At 46.0% G+C, this 22,894-nt stretch carries 15 protein-coding genes; 1 reads left to right on the forward strand and 14 read right to left on the reverse strand.

The window, feature by feature from the left end:
- Positions 1-21 precede the first annotated feature (21 nt).
- Positions 22-2,883 carry a valine--tRNA ligase gene (locus HF888_RS14470; protein WP_007018314.1) on the forward strand — a complete coding sequence of 954 codons (2,862 nt, stop codon included), beginning with the start codon at positions 22-24 and terminating at the stop codon, positions 2,881-2,883.
- A gap of 77 nt (positions 2,884-2,960) precedes the next feature.
- Here the strand turns inward: HF888_RS14470 and HF888_RS14475 are convergent, their stop codons facing one another.
- The 14 genes from HF888_RS14475 to rplK form a co-directional block, all read right to left on the reverse strand.
- Positions 2,961-4,745 (reverse strand): N-acyl-D-amino-acid deacylase family protein, encoded by a 1,785-nt coding sequence (locus HF888_RS14475; RefSeq protein WP_007018315.1) that lies wholly within the window; start codon positions 4,743-4,745, stop codon positions 2,961-2,963.
- A 40-nt stretch (positions 4,746-4,785) separates the two neighbouring features.
- The gene (locus tag HF888_RS14480) at positions 4,786-5,529 is read right to left on the reverse strand and encodes a sulfite exporter TauE/SafE family protein (protein ID WP_007018316.1); all 744 of its coding nucleotides are present in this window, start codon (positions 5,527-5,529) and stop codon (positions 4,786-4,788) included.
- A complete protein-coding gene (locus HF888_RS14485; protein WP_007018317.1) occupies positions 5,529-6,455 on the reverse strand; it encodes a bile acid:sodium symporter family protein in 927 nt (308 codons plus the stop codon). The genes HF888_RS14480 and HF888_RS14485 overlap by 1 nt, the downstream gene beginning before the upstream one ends.
- 49 nt (positions 6,456-6,504) lie before the next feature.
- On the reverse strand, positions 6,505-7,302 hold the full coding sequence (locus HF888_RS14490; RefSeq protein WP_007018318.1) for an SDR family NAD(P)-dependent oxidoreductase: 798 nt from the start codon (positions 7,300-7,302) through the stop codon (positions 6,505-6,507).
- 180 nt (positions 7,303-7,482) lie between these two features.
- Entirely contained in the window at positions 7,483-8,706 is a 1,224-nt protein-coding gene (gene tuf / locus HF888_RS14495; RefSeq protein ID WP_007018319.1) for an elongation factor Tu, read from the reverse strand.
- A 24-nt stretch (positions 8,707-8,730) separates the two neighbouring features.
- Positions 8,731-10,824, reverse strand: a complete 2,094-nt coding sequence (fusA, locus tag HF888_RS14500) for an elongation factor G (RefSeq protein WP_007018320.1) — start codon at positions 10,822-10,824, stop codon at positions 8,731-8,733.
- 18 nt (positions 10,825-10,842) lie between these two features.
- Positions 10,843-11,316 (reverse strand): 30S ribosomal protein S7, encoded by a 474-nt coding sequence (gene rpsG / locus HF888_RS14505; RefSeq protein WP_007018321.1) that lies wholly within the window; start codon positions 11,314-11,316, stop codon positions 10,843-10,845.
- A gap of 104 nt (positions 11,317-11,420) precedes the next feature.
- Positions 11,421-11,792, reverse strand: coding sequence for a 30S ribosomal protein S12 (gene rpsL / locus HF888_RS14510; protein ID WP_007018322.1), 372 nt, complete (start codon positions 11,790-11,792; stop codon positions 11,421-11,423).
- A gap of 155 nt (positions 11,793-11,947) precedes the next feature.
- On the reverse strand, positions 11,948-16,171 hold the full coding sequence (rpoC, locus tag HF888_RS14515; protein WP_007018323.1) for a DNA-directed RNA polymerase subunit beta': 4,224 nt from the start codon (positions 16,169-16,171) through the stop codon (positions 11,948-11,950).
- A 75-nt stretch (positions 16,172-16,246) separates the two neighbouring features.
- Positions 16,247-20,326: a DNA-directed RNA polymerase subunit beta gene (gene rpoB / locus HF888_RS14520; protein ID WP_007018324.1), complete on the reverse strand. Its 4,080-nt coding sequence runs from the start codon at positions 20,324-20,326 to the stop codon at positions 16,247-16,249.
- A 240-nt stretch (positions 20,327-20,566) separates the two neighbouring features.
- Positions 20,567-20,941, reverse strand: coding sequence for a 50S ribosomal protein L7/L12 (gene rplL / locus HF888_RS14525; protein WP_007018325.1), 375 nt, complete (start codon positions 20,939-20,941; stop codon positions 20,567-20,569).
- 77 nt (positions 20,942-21,018) lie between these two features.
- Positions 21,019-21,513, reverse strand: a complete 495-nt coding sequence (gene rplJ, locus HF888_RS14530; protein WP_007018326.1) for a 50S ribosomal protein L10 — start codon at positions 21,511-21,513, stop codon at positions 21,019-21,021.
- 224 nt (positions 21,514-21,737) lie between these two features.
- On the reverse strand, positions 21,738-22,433 hold the full coding sequence (gene rplA, locus HF888_RS14535) for a 50S ribosomal protein L1 (RefSeq protein ID WP_007018327.1): 696 nt from the start codon (positions 22,431-22,433) through the stop codon (positions 21,738-21,740).
- The gene (rplK, locus tag HF888_RS14540) at positions 22,433-22,861 is read right to left on the reverse strand and encodes a 50S ribosomal protein L11 (protein WP_007018328.1); all 429 of its coding nucleotides are present in this window, start codon (positions 22,859-22,861) and stop codon (positions 22,433-22,435) included. The genes rplA and rplK overlap by 1 nt, the downstream gene beginning before the upstream one ends.
- Positions 22,862-22,894 lie beyond the last annotated feature (33 nt).

Genomic DNA, 22,894 nt, shown 5'->3' on the forward strand with positions numbered 1-22,894 from the left:
AGGTGACTAGTCAGTATGGCGATGGACAAGACATATCAGCCTCACGAAATCGAGAAATCTTGGTATCAAACTTGGGAAGACAAAGGCTACTTCGCCCCACAAGGTGGTGACGATAGCTTCTGTATCATGATCCCACCGCCAAACGTCACTGGCTCACTGCACATGGGTCATGGGTTTAACAATGCGGTCATGGACTGCATGGTGCGCTACAACCGTATGAAGGGTAAGAACACCCTATGGCAGCCAGGCACCGACCACGCGGGCATCGCTACACAGATGGTCGTGGAACGTCAGTTGGCCGCACAAGGCCAAGACCGCAAAGCATTAGGCCGTGAGAAATTCCTAGAAAAAGTTTGGGAATGGAAAGACCACAGCGGTGGCACCATCACTCAACAAATCCGTCGCCTTGGCTCTTCTGTGGATTGGAGCCGTGAGCGCTTCACTATGGATGACGGCTTAAGCAACGCCGTTCAAGAAGTATTTGTTCGCTTATATAAAGAAGACCTCATTTATCGCGGTAAACGCCTAGTAAACTGGGATCCGAAACTGCACACTGCGATCTCGGATCTGGAAGTGGAAAACAAGGATAAAAAAGGTCACATGTGGCACTTCCGTTATCCTCTAGCGGATGGCGTTACCACCTCCACTGGCGCGAACTATATCGTCGTCGCCACTACGCGTCCTGAGACCATGCTAGGTGATACAGGTGTAGCCGTTAACCCCGAAGATCCTCGCTACAAAGATTTAATTGGTAAAGAAATCGAATTACCTTTGGTGGGTCGTCGCATTCCGATTGTGGCAGACGAACACGCCGACATGGAAAAAGGCACAGGTTGCGTAAAAATTACGCCTGCCCACGACTTTAACGACTATGAAGTGGGCAAGCGTAACAACCTGCCCATGATTAACGTATTAACCTACAACGCTGAAATCCGCGCTGAAGCAGAAGTATTCGATAGCAAAGGCGAAGCAAGCGATGCATACAGCCGCGAACTGCCACAAGAATTTGCCGGAATGGATCGCTTTGAAGCGCGTAAAGCCATCGTTGCCAAATTAGATGAACTGGGTTTATTAGACGAAGTAAAAGATCACGATCTTACCGTGCCGTATGGTGATCGCGGTGGCGTTGTCATTGAGCCGATGCTAACAGACCAATGGTATGTGCGTGTGGAAAGCCTCGCAAAGCCAGCTATCGAAGCCGTTGAAAAAGGCGATATTGAATTTGTACCTAAAAGCTATGAGAACATGTATTTCTCATGGATGCGCGATCTACAAGACTGGTGTATTTCCCGTCAGCTATGGTGGGGCCACCGTATTCCAGCTTGGTATGACGAGCAAGGCAATGCCTATGTCGGTCGTAGCGAAGCTGAAGTGCGCAAAGATAATAACCTAGGCGATGATATCAAACTTAGCCAAGACGAAGACGTATTGGACACATGGTTTAGTTCAGCTCTTTGGACGTTCTCCACTTTAGGCTGGCCCGAAGAAACACCTGAGCTAAAAACCTTTCATCCGACGGATGTATTGGTAACAGGTTTCGACATTATCTTCTTCTGGGTTGCACGCATGATCATGATGACCTTGAAGTTCACTGGCGAAGTGCCTTTTAAGACGGTTTATGTACACGGTTTGGTTCGTGACCAAGAAGGCCAGAAGATGTCGAAGTCCAAAGGTAATGTATTGGATCCACTGGACATCATTGACGGCATCGAGCTAGAAAGCCTAGTAGAAAAACGTACGAGCGGTATGATGCAGCCACAAATGGCCGCCAAGATTGAAAAGCAAACCCGCAAGCATTTCCCTGACGGCATTGCTGCTTACGGAACTGATGCATTGCGCTTCACATTCTTGTCTTTGGCCTCTACCGGCCGTGATATCAAGTTTGATATGAGCCGCTTGGAAGGCTACCGCAACTTCTGTAACAAGCTTTGGAACGCAACACGCTATGTTCTAATGAACGTTGAACAAGAAGAAGGCATTGCGTTAACGGCTCAACAGATTGATGATTTAAATAACGGTGACGTTGAGCTTTCGTTGGCGGATCGTTGGATCATCTCTCGCCTCCAGCTAGCAGAAAAAACCGTTGTAGATGCACTCGATGGCTACCGCTTTGACCATGCAGCTCAGGCTATTTATGAGTTTGTTTGGAATGAGTACTGTGACTGGTATCTGGAACTTTCGAAACCTGTACTCTGGGACGACAACGCCAGCGACGCGCAAAAGCGCGGTACTCGCCGTACGCTCGTCAATGTACTAGAAGCGATCTTGCGCATGTCTCACCCGATGATGCCTTACATCACAGAAGAGATCTGGCAAACCATTGGCCCTATCGCTGGCAAAAGTGGCGATACCATTATGCTGGCGCAATACCCGCAAGCGGATGAGACTAAAATCGACGCACAAGCGGATACGGATATTGAATGGTTGAAAGGTGTCATCACGGGTATTCGTAACATCCGTGCCGACATGGGTATTGGTCCTGGCAAACCAGTTAAATGCTTCTTCAAAGACGGCAACGCTGATGATCAACGTCGCTTAGAAGCCAACCAAACGTTCTTGAAGAATCTTGCCAAGCTTGAAGAAATTACTTGGTTGAATCAAGGTGACAAAGCACCGCTTGCCTCGACCGCACTGGTAGGCGAGATGGAAGTATTGATCCCTATGGCCGGCAACATTGATGTTGATGCTGAAGTCAATCGCCTAAGCAAAGCCATTGAGAAGAACCAAAAAGAGTTGGATAGAGTCAGTGGCAAGCTGAATAACCCTAAGTTTGTGGATAAAGCTCCAGCCGACGTGATCGAAAAAGAGAAAGCTAAATTGGCTGACTTTGAAAGCACTCACGCAAAATTGGCAGAACAGTTAGAAGCAATTAAAGCGCTTTAACATCGTTGCTTGCTAGTGCAAAACAGCTAGACACCAAAATAAAAAAGGCCGCATTTTTAAATGTGGCCTTTTTTGTTTTATGCAGGGCGTTCAATCAAATCACTACTGCACTCTGTACGCCCTTCGACAAAATGATTCTCTAAAAAGCGACCAAAGCCCTGTTGCTTACCAAGGTCATCGTTATAACCTTCTGATTTAGTGTACGCGATCTTACCGTTAATAATGGTTGCATCCACTGCATCGTCATTGCGTTTTACTAAGCGATCAATACCAAATCCTTCCATAGGCGCTTCAGCAATGGCATCAAGGTCCTCATTCAAACCCTCAGGATTAATGATAGCAATATCCGCTCTGTCGCCTTCACGTATATACCCTGCATCTAAACCAAACCAATCTGCCAAGTCGGCTGTCACTTTATTCACGCCTTCAGCAGTGGACATGAATGGCTTACCCTCTAATTGCGCATCTCGAACATATTTTAATAAACGTAGTGGAAAGTTATACATCGCCAATGAGCGAATATGAGCGCCACTATCACCGAAACCTACATGGGTATAAGGGCTTACTAATAGCTTATGCATAATACGTGGACGATGATTACCATAATTCGTTTTCCATTTTAATTCGCTGCGATATTTAGTCGCCAAGTCAAAGAAGGCATCCACTGGATCGACATTGTAGCTTTTTCCAATTTGCTCAAAGTTTTTTCCAATCAAGGATTTGTCTGGACAATCTGTAATCCAACCGTCACTAAAATCTCGATGCCATAAACCGACTGTAAAAATTTCAGACACATGTTTTTTGAATGCAGCACGAAACTCTGGATCGTTAATACGTTTGTAAAGTGCCTCTTCATCTTTCATCATGTCACGAAGCTCCGCGCCTGTTTCGAACTCCTCAAATGCATTCACCTCTAGACCTTCCAAATGAATCGTAAAAGGTGCCGATAGGGTTTGCCATTTGAAATTACCCCGTAAGAGTTTATTCGCTATAAAACCACTGATGCGAGTAATGTACGGTAATAGCGGATTCGACTTTAAATCCAATGCCGTTAACATGGTTACCTTCATTGGTCGTCTAAACAGACCATGCGCTTGCCACAAAAACCCGAATACATTTACTTTTTTAACCGCGTCTGGTGCACCCTGCAGAATCCCGTTGCGTCGGCGCAAAATTTTAAATAAGCGCTTGAACTCCCACCACGTGGAATACGTTGACGGTAAGGGCCTCGACCATGCTCTATCACCATCCAGCTTGTCTAACTTGGTGGTCATCATAGATAGTCCCATACAACCATGATCAAGCGCTTCTTCCAGCATACGCTCCATGGCTTGCATTTCTTTTTCTGTAGGTTTGATATCACTCGTAGCCCGATCGACTCCCATGGCTGCCACCCGTATATCACTATGGCCAATGAATGAACACGCGTTTGGACCTAACGGATGACTCTTATAAAACTCACGATAACCTTTGGCGTCTTTCCATTTTTTCTTTTCAAATAATATAGGTAATACTGATTCACGCGGGACTGCTTCAACACGAGTAAATAAGTCACTACAATCCTCTGGTTCGGCATTCACCATGGAAATAGAACAAGAACCAATAGCCACTGTTGTAACGCCATGACGTACTGATTCTTTTAAAGCAGGTGCCGCAATAATTTCAGCGTCATAATGACTGTGAATTTCAAGAAAACCCGGCGTCACCCACTTACCTTTAGCATCTATAACTTTATATGCTTCACCTTCGATGTTAGCGGCAACTTTAGCAATCTTTCCATCCTGAACCGCAACATCGTTAATTTTTTCAACCTGCTTACTACCATCAAAGTAGGTACCATTTTTTATTAGAATATCGTACATAGTTATACCTATTAATAGTTTAAAATTCGTTGAGTGAGCCTTAACTCATTAAATAACGACTGATGACTAAAATGACGCCGGTTAAAAGCAATAACCAATACACACCCATTTTAAAGTGACGCTCGTCGACTCTTTCATGTAAAAAATTGCCAAGCTTGACGGCCATAAATAACACAGGGATATAAAACAGCACATTGATCAGAACAGGTTGCAAAGAGCCGTCTGCAAGGAACGCTATGGTTAACAAAAAATTTAATGTAAACCAGACAAAAACCATGGTCGCGCGGAAGCGTGCTTTATTAATTTTTGTGCCTGCTACTGCATACACTAACAAAGGTCCACCACTGGCAAACAAACCATGAGTGATACCGGCACCATAGGTGATAGCACGCGTCTTCCAAAGAGGTCGAGCCTTATCCTCATGTCGATGAAACATTCGCCATAATTCGCGTGCTGCAAACCAAACGATTAATACACCAAAGGCCTGCTTCATGATGACATCATTCAAATACGGGGCGATAAAGTAACCTGTAGCGGTACCAAGCAACATGCCGGGCATGATCACCCTTATCAGTAGCTCACGATCTATATTTTGGCGATTGCGATAAGCCAACACGCTAGTCATACAGATATTACAGCAGACTAAAATAGGTAAGAGTTTCTCAAACGGTAAAAACAGAACACCCAACGACAAAGCGATAACAATACTGCCAAATCCCGTGACTGCTTCTAATGTATAGGCAATTAATATAATGAAACCAAATAAAACCCAGAGCCATTCCATTAGGACACCTCGGCTGTGCGACTATCGGATTCTGATTTCTCTGTAGATACACGAGACCAAATAGTAGAAAGTAATAAGCCGCTTACCAGGTGCCAAACACCCCAAAATGCAGCAATTAACAACATGCCTGAAGCTTGTGGAAAGAAAGTAAAAATAATCAGCAACGCCAACGCACCGTTTTGAATACCTACTTCCAGTGAAATGGCACGACGATGTGACTCTGGAAGACCTGCGAGATAGGCACCGAAATATCCTAGTAGAAGTGCGAGTCCATTATGAGCAACGACTAAGATGAAAAATAAATCAAAATACTCTAAAAACTGATCGGTATTCTTTGCAAAAGCAATGCCCGCTAGAATAAGCATGACTAGCATGGCGCTGATGCGTAATGGCTTTTCAACCTTTCGAGAAAGACTCGGAAACTTCTGACCTGCGATCATTCCGAATACTAATGGCAAGCCTAAAACCATGGTCACAAGTAGTAATAAACTAATAGGATCGATACTGATCTCTGTTAACAAGTCTCGTGTATAAGGATTCAACCATGCATATAAAGCGAAATTGAATGGCGTCATAAAACTGGCCGCCAAGCTGGAAACACCCGTCATACTGACACTGACTGCAACATTTCCCTTTGCCATCCAAGTCATAATATTGGAGAAAGTACCACCAGGACATGATGCAACCAATATCATGCCCATCGCTAACAGAGGGTCTACCTTTAACCACCAAGTCACCATACATGTAACAAGCGGTAGAATAATGAACTGAATAATTAAACCAATGATAGGGGCTTTTGGCTTAACCAATACTCGCTTAAAGTCTTTAGGACTAAGCTCCAAGGATACGCCAAACATCATGATGGCAATAATGACATTAAGCGCCATTAGACTTTCGGGATTAAAATCTATTGAAACTGGTTCCATGATTAACCACTCTGATTATTAATTTTTTAATTATTATTTTGACTAATTTTTATTGTTCTAATTCGCTTGCGAATTTCTTTGTCATTGCTCGCAAAAATATTTTGGGCGCAATTTTATAGAGGATAGACGCGATGAAAGTAAACGTATCAGGGAACAAACGCTCTTTGCGCTCTTCATAAGCTTCATAGATTCGCTCTGCAAGCTCACTTGGATTACCCATGCGGCCTATCATAGAGCGCTTGTGCTTTGCTTTTTCACCATTGCCAGATAGCGCATTCGTTTCTATAGGTGTATCTAAGAAGCTTGGGTAAACCATTAAGACGCTTACATTTAACCGAGACACTTCACAACGCATAACCTCAAAATACTGATGCAAAGCACTTTTAGCAGCGCAATACCCAGCTCGGCCTAATACAGGCATCCAACCCGCCATTGAGCCAATATTAATTACATCCCCCTTAGATTCACTTAGTAGTGGTAAACAAGACTGTGCTAACCGTACTGGTCCCAAATAATCCACAGCCATCACTTTCTCGATCACTTTGATATCGGTTTGCTCCGCCAATGAACGATGGGTGATACCCGCATTATTAACTAACACATCCAGGGTCTTAAATTGCTTTGTAATGTCGTCAACCAATTGAGACACGGAATCGCCATTTGTCAAATCTAGCTCGTAGGCAAACGCATTAACACCTAACTCTTTTGCCTCTTGCTTAAGCTTGTCGATTTGTAAATCCACCATGATCACTTGATGACCCTTTTTGATGAAGACCTTACTCATCTCAAGGCCTAGACCGCTTGCTGCGCCGGTGATCAAGACGATTTTGCTAGATGCTTTCTGCATAGTGACACTTCTATTTACATTTCGAATAAAGATAATCGGAAGAGGGAAAACAGTCTTGACCGCATAAGCCAATAATTGGCACCTAAGGTTAATAAGCGTATAACGTTTCTTACTGGCACAAAAAAAGGCCGCCGAAGCGACCTTTCTTTTAGCGTAGTGCTAATCGTCTGTAATTAAATATTACTCAACGATCTTAGCAACAACACCCGCACCTACTGTACGACCACCTTCACGGATCGCGAAACGTAGACCTTCGTCCATCGCGATTGGAGCGATCAATTCAGCAGTTAGCTGTACGTTGTCACCAGGCATTACCATTTCTACGCCTTCAGGTAGGATACACTCACCTGTTACGTCTGTTGTACGGAAGTAGAACTGTGGACGGTAACCTTTGAAGAATGGAGTGTGACGACCACCTTCATCTTTACCTAGTACGTATACTTCTGCTTCGAACTTGGTGTGTGGAGTGATTGAACCAGGCTGAGCCAATACTTGACCACGCTGTACTTCATCACGCTTAGTACCACGTAGTAGTACACCACAGTTCTCGCCTGCACGACCTTCGTCAAGCATCTTACGGAACATCTCAACACCAGTTACGGTAGTCTTCGTAGTTTCTTTGATACCTACGATTTCTACTTCTTCACCAGTCTTAACGATACCACGCTCTACACGGCCTGTTACTACAGTACCACGACCTTGGATAGAGAATACGTCTTCGATCGGCATGATGAATGCACCGTCTACTGCACGCTCTGGTTCTGGGATGTAAGAGTCTAGAGTTTCTACTAGTTTCTTAACCGCAGTTGTACCTAGTTCGTTGTCGTCTTGACCGTTTAGAGCCATTAGCGCTGAACCTGGAACGATTGGCGTGTCGTCGCCTGGGAAGTCGTACTCAGATAGTAGGTCACGTAGTTCCATGTCTACTAGCTCTAGCATTTCTTCGTATTCTTCAGTACCGAAACCACCACAGTCTTCTGCTAGAAGGTCTGCTTTGTTTAGGAATACTACGATGTAAGGTACACCTACCTGACGAGATAGTAGGATGTGCTCACGAGTCTGAGGCATTGGGCCGTCAGTCGCGCCACATACTAGGATCGCACCGTCCATCTGTGCAGCACCAGTGATCATGTTTTTAACATAGTCGGCGTGCCCTGGGCAGTCTACGTGTGCGTAGTGACGATCTGTTGATTCATACTCAACGTGAGACGTCGCGATGGTAATACCACGATCACGCTCTTCTGGTGCGTTGTCGATACCGTCGAACGCTACCGCTTCACCGCCGAATACTTCAGCACATACGCGAGTTAGCGCTGCTGTTAGTGTAGTTTTACCGTGGTCAACGTGACCGATGGTGCCCACGTTTACATGGGGTTTGCTACGTTCAAAAGAACCCTTAGCCATAATAGACCTCTTTTATCTCTAGATTTAGGCTTTGTTAATTATAGCTTCGGCGACGTTGTTAGGCGCTTCAGCATATTTCTTAAATTCCATGGCATACGTTGCGCGGCCCTGTGTAGCGGAACGTAGATCGGTTGCATAACCGAACATTTCCGACAAGGGTACTTCAGCCGTTACCAGTTTACCAGATGGGCTTTCGTCCATACCTTGAACTAAGCCACGACGACGGTTCAAATCACCAACCACATCACCCATGTATTCTTCAGGGGTGACTACTTCTACGCTCATCACTGGCTCAAGTAAAGCAGGTTTACCTTCACGTGCCAGTTCTTTGGTAGCCATGGAAGCAGCGATCTTAAACGCCATTTCGTTTGAGTCAACATCGTGGAAAGAACCATCAAACAAGGTTGCTTTCAAACCAAGAAGAGGATAGCCCGCAAGCACACCATTCTTCATTTGATCTTGAATGCCTCGCTCTACCGCAGGAATGTATTCCTTCGGAATGGTACCACCAACGATTTCATTCACGAACTCTAGCTCTTCGCCTTCGTTAGGCTCAAAGCGAATGACTACATGACCATATTGACCACGGCCACCGGACTGCTTCGCAAATTTCTTGTTGATCTCACAAGTTGTAGTGATGTGCTCACGATAGGCTACCTGTGGCTTACCTATGTTTGCTTCAACACTGAACTCACGCTTCATACGATCAACCAGTACATCTAGGTGTAGTTCACCCATACCAGAGATGATGGTTTGACCTGATTCTTCGTCAGTCTCTACGCGGAAAGATGGATCTTCCTGTGCAAGTTTCTGCAAGGCAATGCCCATTTTTTCTTGATCCGCTTTTGATTTTGGCTCTACCGCAACCGAAATAACCGGTTCAGGAAATTCCATACGTTCAAGCGTGATTTTGTTGTTGAAATCACACAAGGTATCTCCCGTGGTCACATCTTTCATGCCGATCAAAGCAGCGATGTCACCCGCACGTACTTCTTTAATTTCTTCGCGGTTATTGGAGTGCATTTGCACCATGCGGCCAACGCGTTCTTTTTTGCCTTTAACTGGGTTATAGACACTATCACCAGCGTTCAAGACACCGGAATAAACGCGCACAAAGGTTAAAGTTCCTACGAATGGATCAGTAGCAATCTTAAATGCCAAAGCGGCGAATGGGGCTTTATCATCAGCCTCACGAGTCTCTACAGACTCTTTAGCATCATCTAATACACCTTCAATCGCTTTAACTTCAGTCGGGCTTGGCAAGTACTCAATGACTGCATCCAATACCGCCTGAACACCTTTGTTTTTGAAAGCAGAACCACAGGTCACAAGGACAATCTCGTTATCCAATGTACGCTGACGTAATGCTTGTTTGATTTCTTCTTCGGACAAATCACCCTCTTCAAGGTACTTGTCCATCAATTCTTCAGACGCTTCAGCGGCCGCTTCCAATAGCTGCTCACGGTAGTCATTGGCGGTATCCACCAAGTCTGCCGGAATATCTTCTAATTGGTAAGTCATGCCCTTGTCTTCTTCATTCCACATGATGGCCTTCATTTTCACAAGATCCACCACGCCTTTGAAGTCTTCTTCGGCGCCGATATTGATTTGAATTGGGACTGGGTTCGCACCAAGACGCTTCTTCAGTTGCTCTACAACCATGAAGAAGTCTGCACCAGTGCGGTCCATTTTATTGACGAAGACCATGCGCGGTACTTCGTACTTATTGGCTTGACGCCATACAGTTTCAGTTTGTGGTTGCACACCAGATGAACCACAAAGTACAACAACCGCACCATCCAAAACACGCAAAGAACGTTCTACTTCGATGGTGAAGTCAACGTGCCCTGGAGTATCGATAATATTGATGCGGTGTTGGTCAAACTGCTGGCTCATGCCAGACCAGAAACAAGTGGTGGCAGCGGACGTGATGGTGATACCACGCTCCTGCTCCTGCTCCATCCAGTCCATGGTGGCTGCGCCATCGTGAACTTCACCGATCTTATGACTAAGACCGGTGTAGAAAAGAACACGTTCAGTAGTCGTGGTTTTACCCGCGTCTACGTGCGCACAAATACCAATGTTACGATAACGATTTATTGGTGTAGTACGTGCCACTTAGTTGTCCTTATTAGATTAGAAACGATAGTGAGAGAAAGCTTTGTTGGCTTCTGCCATGCGGTGCACATCTTCACGTTTCTTCATTGCAGAACCTTTACCTTCTGCAGCGTCTAGTAGTTCGTTAGCTAGACGTAGACCCATGGATTTCTCACCGCGGCCACGCGCAGCATCAACAATCCAGCGCATAGCCAAAGCCATACGACGAGAAGGACGTACCTCTACAGGAACTTGGTAGGTTGCACCACCAACACGACGAGATTTAACCTCAACCATGGGTTGTACAGCTTCAAGAGCTTTTTCGAAAATTTCTACTGGCTCAGCGTCTTTGTTACGCTCAGCAATTACATCCAACGCACCATAAACGATTTTCTCGGCGACGGATTTTTTACCACTTTCCATTACGTGGTTCATGAACTTAGCTAGCGTTAAGTTACCAAATTTAGGATCTGGTAGGATCTCACGCTTAGCGGCGACGCGTCTTCTTGGCATCTGATAAGCCTCTTATCTTCAGGAGTACCCGAGAGTTCTTAAGCCTCGGCCTTACTCTTATCTTTTAAATGTAACCGTCTAATATGACTTTTTATTGAAAAGTCTTACTTAGGACGCTTAGCACCATATTTAGAACGACCTTGTTTACGGTCATTAACGCCAGCGCAGTCTAAAGCGCCACGTACTGTGTGATAACGCACACCAGGCAAGTCTTTTACACGACCGCCACGAATTAGCACAACACTGTGCTCTTGTAAGTTGTGACCTTCACCACCAATGTAGGAAGACACTTCGAAGCCGTTGGTCAAGCGAACACGACATACCTTACGTAGTGCAGAGTTAGGCTTCTTAGGTGTAGTAGTATATACACGAGTACATACACCACGACGCTGAGGACAAGCCTGCAAAGCACGAACGTCAGATTTCGCAACTTGACGCTTACGTGGCTTACGAACCAACTGATTGATCGTTGCCATTAGTAAACTCCAATGAGTAAATACAAAAACGCCAGACACACCGGTATCTGACGGATGGGTCGCGAAGTCTAATCACAGTCCCTCCCATAGTCAAGAAGGGCGTGCAAATATTGCACACCCTTCTTATAACTGGAAGTTACTACTTCCGAGACATCTTAGATGTTGTCTTTCAATGCCTCTGAAAGCGCTGCTTCAACTTCGTCTGCGCTCACACTTGGCGTGGTTTGTGGACCGAACTTATCGGCTTCACGCTGCTCACGCTTACGGCGGCGCTCGGCATGGTAAGCCAAACCTGTACCCGCAGGAATCAGACGGCCAACCACGACGTTTTCTTTCAGACCACGTAGGTGATCTTGTTTACCGGTCACTGCACCTTCGGTCAGTACGCGCGTCGTTTCTTGGAACGATGCCGCAGAGATGAAGGACTCAGTAGCCAACGATGCTTTGGTGATACCCAACAATTGACGCTGGCCTTTGGCTGGCATCTTGTCTTCGCCATCAATGCCCGCGTTCACTTCTAGGAAGTCAGAGTATTCAACCTGATCGCCTTGAATGAAGTCAGTATCGCCCGCATCTAGGATATCCACTTTACGCAGCATCTGACGAATGATCGTTTCGATGTGCTTATCGTTAATACCTACGCCTTGTAAACGGTAAACTTCTTGTACTTCGTTGGTAATGTATAGCGCTAGCTCGCTTACGCCCAATAGACGAAGGATATCGTGTGGGTTTAGCGGACCATCAGAGATCACCTCACCTTTTTCTACACTTTCACCTTCGAATACGTTCATTTGACGCCACTTCGGAATCAACTCTTCATACGGCTCGCTGCCATCTTTCGGAGTAATCACTAAACGCTTCTTACCTTTGGTTTCTTTACCGAAACCAACCACACCGGACACTTCTGCCAAAATAGCAGGCTCTTTTGGTTTACGCGCTTCGAACAAGTCTGCTACGCGCGGTAGACCACCGGTGATGTCCTTGTTACCAGAGCTTTCTTGCGGGATACGTGCAATTACGTCACCCACTTTTACTTCAGAACCATCTTCGTGGTTAACCAAAGCATTCGCTGGTAATAGATACTGAGCCGGTGTATTGGTGCCAGGGAAGTTAATATCCTCACCCTTCGCATCCACCAACTTGATCATTGGACGAATATCTTTACCCGCTGCAGGACGGTTAGCAGGGTCCATCACCTCAAGGATCGACAGACCTGTTAGCTCATCTGTTTGACGAGTAATAGTAATACCTTCTTCTAGACCTACGAACTCAACGCGACCACCTACTTCAGAGATGATTGGGTGAGTATGTGGATCCCAGCTTGCGATCTTCTGACCGGCTTCAACCGTCGTACCATCGTGAGAGCTAATCACTGCACCATAAGGCAGCTTGTAGTACTCACGCTCACGACCGAATTCATCGGCAATGGCAATCGCACTAGAACGAGATACCAATACTAGATCGCCATCTTCACGTTCTACCGTCTTCATGTTGTGAAGACGTACTGTACCTGGGTTTTTAACCTGCACGCTATCGATAGCCGTTGCACGTGATGCCGCACCACCGATGTGGAACGTACGCATGGTTAGCTGTGTACCTGGCTCACCGATTGACTGTGCTGCGATAACACCCACAGATTCACCTGGGTTAACAAGGTGACCTCGGGCCAAATCACGACCGTAACAGCTGGCACAAATACCAAACTTAGTGCTACAGGTAATTGGTGAACGCACCATCACGTCATCAACACTGGCCGATTCAATGATGTCTACCCATTTCTCGTCGATCAACGTACCTGCTGGTGCAACTACTTCGTCATCAGTGCCTGGCTTAATAATGTCTTGCGCCACAACACGACCAAGAATACGACCACCTAGAGGTACAACAACGTCGCCGCCTTCGATAAGCGGGGTCATCTTCAGACCTTCTTGAGTGCCACAATCGTGTTCGGTTACAACTACGTCCTGAGCAACGTCTACCAGACGACGCGTTAGGTAACCGGAGTTAGCTGTTTTCAGTGCGGTATCGGCTAGACCCTTACGAGCACCGTGGGTTGAGGTAAAGTACTGCATTACCGACAGACCTTCACGGAAGTTCGCTGTGATCGGGGTTTCGATGATGGAGCCATCCGGCTTCGCCATCAGACCACGCATACCCGCCAACTGACGAATCTGAGCTGGGCTACCACGAGCACCGGAGTCCGCCATGATATAAACGCTGTTGAACGACTCTTGATCTACTTCATTGCCATCGCGATCCGTCACGGTATCAGTACCGATATTTTCCATCATCGCGTTTGCAACAAGCTCGTTCGCACGAGACCATATATCAACTACTTTGTTGTACTTCTCGCCTTGGGTTACCAAACCAGAAGCAAACTGATCTTCAATGTCTTTTACTTGTTTCTCTGCATCACCGATGATGTCCGCTTTCGCATCAGGAATAACAAAATCGTTTACGCCGATAGAAGCGCCGGACTTGGTTGCGTATGAGAAACCGGTATACATAACTTGGTCTGCGAAGATAACGGTATCTTTAAGGCCGCAGTTACGATAAGCCATATCCAAAAGCTTAGAGATCGCTTTCTTCTTCATTGCTTGGTTAACCGCTTCAAAAGGAATACCTTTTGGTACGATTTCAAACAATAGCGCACGACCAACAGTAGTATCTTCCACTTTAGTGGTAGTTACTTCAGTACCATCTTCATCGTAAACAGTTTGAGTGATGCGCACTTTTACTTTGGCATGAAGCTCTGCTTGGCCTGTACGGTAAGCACGCTGAACTTCATCAATACCACCAAAAATAGAACCTTCACCAATAGCCGCTATCTTGTCACGGGTCATATAATACAGACCCAATACAACGTCCTGAGACGGTACGATGATCGGATCACCGTTCGCAGGAGAAAGTACGTTATTGGTAGACATCATTAGCGCACGTGCTTCCAACTGAGCTTCTGTGGTCAGTGGAACGTGTACCGCCATTTGGTCACCGTCGAAGTCAGCGTTATAAGCCGCACACACTAGTGGGTGAAGCTGAATCGCTTTACCTTCGATTAGCAAAGGTTCAAATGCTTGGATACCCAAACGGTGAAGTGTTGGTGCACGGTTAAGCATAACTGGGTGCTCACGGATCACTTCATCTAAGATATCCCAAACAACCGGCTCTTCACGTTCTACCATTTTCTTAGCTGCTTTGATGGTTGTGGCTAGACCACGGTGCTCAAGCTTGCTGAAAATAAATGGCTTAAATAGCTCAAGTGCCATCTTCTTAGGAAGACCACACTGGTGTAGACGCAAGTATGGGCCTACGGTAATTACGGAACGACCAGAGTAGTCAACACGCTTACCTAGTAGGTTCTGACGGAAACGACCTTGCTTACCTTTGATCATGTCGGCAAGCGATTTTAGAGGACGCTTGTTAGAACCGGTAATCGCACGACCGCGACGACCGTTATCAAGCAACGCATCTACAGACTCTTGCAACATACGCTTTTCGTTACGTACGATGATGTCAGGCGCGTTAAGCTCAAGTAGACGCTTCAAACGGTTGTTACGGTTGATCACACGACGATAAAGATCGTTCAGATCCGAAGTTGCGAAACGACCGCCATCTAGAGGAACCAGAGGACGTAAATCAGGTGGTAGTACTGGTAGTACTTCCATCACCATCCATTTTGGATCGTTTCCAGATTTATCAAACGCTTCTAGCAACTTCAAACGCTTAGAAATTTTCTTAAGCTTGGTCTCAGAGTTCGTCGCAGGAATCATCTCACGCAACTCTTGAATTTCTTCTCCAAGATCGATGTCTTTTAGCAAGCTCTGGACTGCTTCCGCACCCATCTTAGCATCAAACTCGTCACCGAATTCTTCGATGGCTTCGTAGTACTGCTCATCGTTCAGTAGCTGACCTTTTTCAAGCGTCGTCATACCTGGGTCGATTACTACGAATGACTCATAGTACAGGATGCGTTCAATATCACGCAGCGTCATGTCTAGCATCAAACCAATGCGGCTTGGTAGAGACTTCAAGAACCAAATATGAGCAACAGGAGAAGCCAATTCGATGTGACCCATACGCTCACGACGAACTTTTGCCAGCGTTACTTCAACGCCACACTTCTCACAGATTACACCGCGGTGTTTTAGTCGCTTGTACTTACCACACAAGCACTCGTAGTCTTTGATCGGACCAAAGATACGAGAACAGAACAAACCATCACGCTCGGGCTTGAACGTACGATAGTTAATTGTTTCGGGTTTTTTAACCTCACCGAATGACCATGAACGGATCATATCAGGTGACGCAAGGCCGATTCGAATAGAGTCGAATTCTTCAGCCTGAGACTCTTTGCGTAGCAAATTTAATAAGTCTTTCATCTGCCTTTAGCTCCTAGCGGAGTTAATAACCGCGGGCCGAAACCCGCGTCCTTAATCTGATATAGGATCAGAGCCTTAATCGTTCTCGAGTTCGATATCGATACCCAAAGAACGGATCTCTTTAACCAATACGTTAAAGGATTCAGGCATACCTGGTTCCATGCGATGATCACCATCCACGATGTTTTTATACATCTTGGTACGACCGGCTACGTCATCGGATTTAACCGTTAGCATTTCTTGCAAGGTGTAAGCCGCACCATATGCTTCTAGTGCCCATACTTCCATCTCACCGAAACGCTGACCACCGAACTGAGCTTTACCACCCAACGGCTGCTGAGTAACCAAGCTGTACGAACCAGTAGAACGAGCGTGCATTTTGTCGTCTACCAAGTGGTTCAGTTTCAGCATATACATGTAACCAACGGTCACAGGACGATCGAATTGATCACCAGTGCGACCATCAAACAAGGTCACCTGACCAGAATCAGGTACATCCGCTAGTCGCAATAAGCTCTTCACTTCGCTTTCTTGCGCACCATCGAATGCTGGTGTTGCCATAGGAACACCACCCACAAGGTTGCCAGCCAGCTCCATAATTTCTTCATCACTGAAGGTATCAAGAGCTTCTTGCTTGACCTCATCACTGTGGTTGTAAATCTGGCCTAAGAAGTCACGAATTTCTGCAATGGCTTTCTGCTGACGGATCATTTCATTGATCTTCTCACCCAAGCCTTTTGCCGCCATACCCAAGTGTGTTTCTAGGATCTGACCAACGTTCATCCGCGACGGTACACCTAGCGGGTTCAATACAAGATCAACCGGCACACCTTTTTCATCATAAGGCATGTCTTCGATTGGCATGATTGCTGAGATAACACCTTTGTTACCGTGACGACCCGCCATCTTGTCACCTGGCTGGATCTTCCGCTTAATCGCTAGGTAAACTTTAACAATCTTCAATACGCCTGGAGCAAGATCGTCACCCGTCTGAAGCTTCTTCTTCTTGTCTTCGAATTTCTCATCAAGAAGTTTACGACGATCAGTCAGTGCTTCTTCTGCACGCTCAAGTAGCTCAGCGGCTTCTTCGTCTTGCGGACGAATCTTGAACAGCTGATCACTGCTTTCTAAGCCATCAAAGTATTCTGCGCTCAGTACATCGCCTTTCTTAAGGCCAGGAGCAGCTGCCACTTTTACGCCATCAAGACTGCGCTTAAGACGTTCAAATGTTGCTTCTTCAACGATACGGAACTCTTCGTTAAGATCTTTACGAACCTTATCCAACTGAGATTTTTCGATATCCAATGCACGCTGGTCTTTCTCAACACCATCACGTGTGAATACTTGAACATCGATTACCGTACCAGTAGTACCTGTTTTAACACGTAAAGACGTATCTTTAACATCGGACGCTTTTTCACCGAAGATCGCACGTAGTAGCTTCTCTTCTGGCGTTAGTTGAGTTTCACCTTTTGGTGTTACCTTACCTACAAGGATGTCACCAGGATTCACTTCTGCACCGATGTAAACCACACCAGACTCGTCCAGCTTGCTCAACGCAGACTCACCCACGTTTGGAATATCCGCTGAAATTTCTTCAGGTCCCAACTTGGTATCACGAGCCACACAGGTCAACTCCTGAATGTGAATAGTGGTTAGACGGTCTTCTTGTGCAACTTTCTCAGACAACAAGATGGAGTCTTCGAAGTTATAACCATTCCATGGCATGAACGCGATACGCATGTTCTGGCCAAGGGCTAATTCACCCAAGTCAACAGATGGACCGTCTGCCATGATGTCACCGCGTACAACACTGTCACCTTGACGAACCAGAGGCTTCTGGTTGATACAGGTGTTTTGGTTTGAACGGGTGTATTTAGTTAGGTTGTAAATATCAACACCAGCCTCGCCTGCTTGCACCTCGTCATCGTTTACACGAACAACGATACGGCTTGCGTCAACCGAGTCGATCTTACCGCCACGCTTAGCAACCACACACACACCAGAGTCACGAGCTACGTTGCTCTCGATACCTGTACCTACTAACGGCTTATCAGCCACAAGCGTTGGCACAGCTTGACGTTGCATGTTCGACCCCATCAATGCGCGGTTGGCGTCATCGTGCTCTAGGAACGGGATCAAAGAAGCTGCCACAGAGATAACCTGCTGTGGAGATACATCCATCAGGGTTACATTTTCTGGCGGCGTTACTGTAAATTCATTTTTGTGACGAACACTGATTAAGTCACCCGTTAGACGACCATCCTCATCAACAGGAGCAGATGCCTGTGCGATGGTGTACTTAGCTTCATCGATCGCTGAGATGTAGTTAATATCGTCAGTCACTTTACCATCTACGACTTTACGATATGGCGTTTCTAGGAAACCATAATCGTTAGTACGAGCATAAGTAGACAATGAGTTAATCAAACCGATGTTTGGACCTTCAGGTGTTTCGATCGGACATACGCGGCCATAGTGCGTAGCATGTACGTCACGTACCTCAAAGCCAGCACGCTCACGAGTCAAACCACCAGGGCCTAACGCAGAGATACGACGCTTATGAGTTACTTCTGAAAGCGGGTTGTTTTGGTCCATAAACTGAGACAGCTGAGACGAACCAAAGAACTCTTTAATTGCAGCGGCAACAGGCTTGGCGTTGATTAGGTCTTGCGGCATCAAACCTTCAGACTCAGCCATAGACAGACGCTCACGCACAGCACGCTCAACACGAACCAGACCGACGCGGAACTGGTTTTCTGCCATTTCACCAACAGAACGGATTCGGCGGTTACCCAAGTGGTCAATATCATCCACTTCGCCTTTACCATTACGGATGCCGATCAACTCTTTCAGTACATCGATAATGTCATCGTTGCTTAGCGTGCCTTCACCTTCAACTTCTTCACGGCCTAAACGGCGGTTGAACTTCATACGACCAACAGAGGAAAGGTCATAACGTTCATCAGTGAAGAATAGGTTTTCGAACAAGCCTTCAGCAGATTCTTTTGTTGGTGGCTCACCAGGGCGCATCATGCGGTAGATTTCAACTAACGCTTCTAGCTGAGTACGCGATGGGTCGATACGCAATGTATCACTGATGAACGAACCACAATCCAACTCATTGCTGTAGATGGTTTCAATTTCTTTGATGCCTGCAGAGGTCAACTTCTCTAAAAGCTCAACAGTGATTTCACTGTTACACTCAGCAACCAGCTCACCAGTAGAAGGATCTACGATGTCTTTAGCGATCACTTTCCCAAAGATGTAGTCAGATGGTACTTCTAGGCTAGTCATACCCTCTTTTTCCATCTGGCGAATGTGGCGCGCAGTAATACGACGGCCTTCTTCTACAATCACCTTACCTTTTGGATCTTTAAGATCGAAAGAGGCAGTTTCACCACGTAAACGCTCAGGAATCAATTCTAGACGTACGGTATCACCAACGATTTCTAATTTGTCGTTGTCGAAGAACATCTCTAGCATCTGCTGGCTTTCGAAACCAAGAGCACGCAAGAGAATAGTCGCAGGTAGTTTACGACGACGGTCAATACGAACGTATACAAGGTCTTTTGGATCGAACTCAAAGTCCAACCAAGAACCACGGTAAGGAATCACTCGTGCGTTGTACAGCAACTTACCAGAAGAATGTGATTTACCTTTATCGTGATCGAAGAACACGCCTGGTGAGCGATGAAGCTGGGATACGATAACTCGCTCTGTACCATTGATAATGAAAGTACCATTATCAGTCATCAAAGGCATTTCACCCATGTAAACTTCTTGCTCTTTGATGTCTTTTATTGCCTTATTAGATGAGTCTTTATCATAAATGATTAGACGCACCTTAACGCGTAGAGGAGCGGCATAAGTCACACCACGCAACATGCATTCTTTTTCGTCAAATACAGGAACACCTAAGCGATAGCTCACGTACTCAAGGGCTGCACTGCCGCTATAACTGACAATCGGGAAGACGGACTTAAACGCCGCATGCAAGCCGATGTCACCACGAGCATCAACTCCCTTGTCTGCCTGTAAAAAACTTCGATATGAATCTAATTGGATAGCAAGTAAGTAGGGGACATCCATCACCCTTGGTAACTTGCCAAAATCCTTACGGATACGTTTCTTCTCTGTATAAGAGTACGCCATCAGCAATCCCCAGCTGTATCACCTAGACTAAGATCTTGGACGAAGACCTTCTGTTTGAGCACTTTGGCCCTGCGATTATTGGCTATTTTCTAGCCTCCGTTTGACGCAACACATCTAAATGCAAACTACTAGATACGAAACTTCAGAACGGAAAAAGGCCGGCGGACAAAAGTCCACCAGCCAGTGTGCAGCTAACTAAGTTAGCGGCTCACGTCATACAATGCAAATTGCGGCTTAAAATTACTTAAGCTCAACAGATGCACCAGCAGCTTCAAGCTTCTCTTTAAGCTCTTCTGCTTCTTCTTTAGATACACCTTCTTTAATTGAAGCAGGTACACCATCAACCATGCCTTTGGCTTCTTTAAGACCAAGACCAGTTGCTTCACGAACTGCTTTGATAACGTTAACTTTCTTGTCGCCAGCGGCAGTAAGAACAACGTCAAATTCAGTTTGCTCAGCTGCACCGCCAGCGTCACCACCAGCAGCACCACCAGCAACAACAGCTGCTGCTGCAGTTACGCCGAATTTTTCTTCCATTGCTTCGATTAGCTCAACAACGTCTTTAACAGACATTTCAGCAACGGCGTTTAGAATATCTTCTTGAGAGATAGCCATAATAAAGTACCTAACTTAATGGGGCGTATACGCCCGTAAATTCTTTAAAAATAAAAAGCAGATTAATTTCCAAGAAATTAAGCAGCTGCTTCTTCTTTCTGATCGCGGATAGCTGCAATGGTACGTACCAATTTGCCAGCCGCTGCTTCTTTCATTACGCTCATTAGCTTCGCGATAGCTTCGTCGTAAGTTGGTAGTGATGCCAACATATTTACGTCTACTACTTCGCCTTCGAAAACTGCTGTTTTCAGCTCAAAGTTCTCGTTCTCTTTCGCGAAATCTTTAAAGATACGCGCTGCAGCACCAGGGTGCTCCATAGAGAAAGCAATCAGGCTAGGACCAGTCAAAGAGTCGTTAATACTCTCGTAGTCAGAACCTTCAATTGCGCGCTTCGCTAGCGTGTTACGAACAACTTTTAACCAGATGCCGTTTTCGCGAGCTTCTTTGCGCAGAGCTGTCATCGCTTCAACTGTCACGCCGCGGGCGTCCGCGACTACTGCTGATTGCGCGTTAGAAGCAGCTTCCTGAACTTCAGCTACGATCGCTTTTTTTTCGTTCAGACCTAAAGCCACGTTCAACTCCTACAAGTTGTGGTTACGCTCATAATTGAGCAAGTTAGGTGTGATAATTCAGCACTTTAATTAAGAAATCTGAATCGGGGCTCACACCATCTGCGCAGGAAATTAAGATTAACGATCTACTGCAAGACTCATTAAGCCTTATGATCGCGCTTCACCTGCGGTCTTTGATGACCCTCGCCGAAGCAAGGACCCCAAAGTTCTTGTTTCCGGATCGATTAAGCTTCGATACCAGATAAATCAACGGTAATACCAGGACCCATGGTGGTAGAAAGCGTTACTTTCTTCAGGTATGTACCTTTTGCATTAGCAGGTTTCGCTTTCTTAAGATCAGCTACAAGTGCTGACAAGTTTTCAGCAATTGCTTTCTCATCAAAAGCCAATTTACCGATAGAAGCGTGGATAATACCGTTCTTATCGTTACGATAACGAACCTGACCTGCTTTTGCGTTTTTAACTGCAGTAGCTACGTCTGGCGTTACAGTGCCCACTTTAGGGTTTGGCATCAAACCACGTGGACCCAGTACCTGACCAAGCTGACCGACAACACGCATTGCATCTGGAGACGCAATAACAACACCGAAGTCCAAGTCGCCGCCTTTCATCTGAGCTGCCAACTCGTCCATACCAACAACATCAGCGCCAGCTTCTTTAGCTGCATCTGCATTTGCACCTTGAGTAAACACTGCAACGCGAACGTCCTTACCAGTACCGTTTGGAAGTACAGTGGCGCCACGTACGTTTTGGTCGGATTTACGTGCATCGATACCTAGGTTAACCGCAACGTCGATAGACTCTGGGAATTTAACGCTAGATACCTCTTTAAGAATGCTTACCGCTTCAGATAGCGAGTAAACTTTAACTGGATCTACTTTCTCACGGATCGCTTTTACGCGCTTAGATAGCTTAGCCATTACACCACACCCTCTGTATCAAGACCCATTGCACGAGCAGAACCGGCAATTGTGCGTACGGCCGCATCCATATCAGCAGCAGTTAAGTCTTTCATCTTAACTTCGGCGATTTCTTCTAACTGAGCACGAGTTACTTTACCCACTTTCTCAGTGTTTGGACGACCAGAACCACTCTTGATGCCAGCTGCTTTCTTAAGCAAGTAAGATGCAGGTGGAGTTTTGGTTTCAAACGTAAAGCTGCGATCATTGTACACAGTGATAATTACCGGTACAGGACCGTCCATTTGCTGAGTTGCAGCATTGAACGCCTTACAGAATTCCATGATATTCAAACCATGCTGACCTAACGCAGGACCTACTGGAGGACTTGGGTTTGCAGCACCAGCTTGAACTTGTAGCTTGATATAAGCTTCAACTTTCTTAGCCATGTTTACCTCTCGTGGGTGATAACGCCTTTCGGC

This window comes from Bermanella marisrubri, from assembly GCF_012295615.1.
Classification (GTDB): domain Bacteria; phylum Pseudomonadota; class Gammaproteobacteria; order Pseudomonadales; family Oceanobacteraceae; genus Bermanella; species Bermanella marisrubri.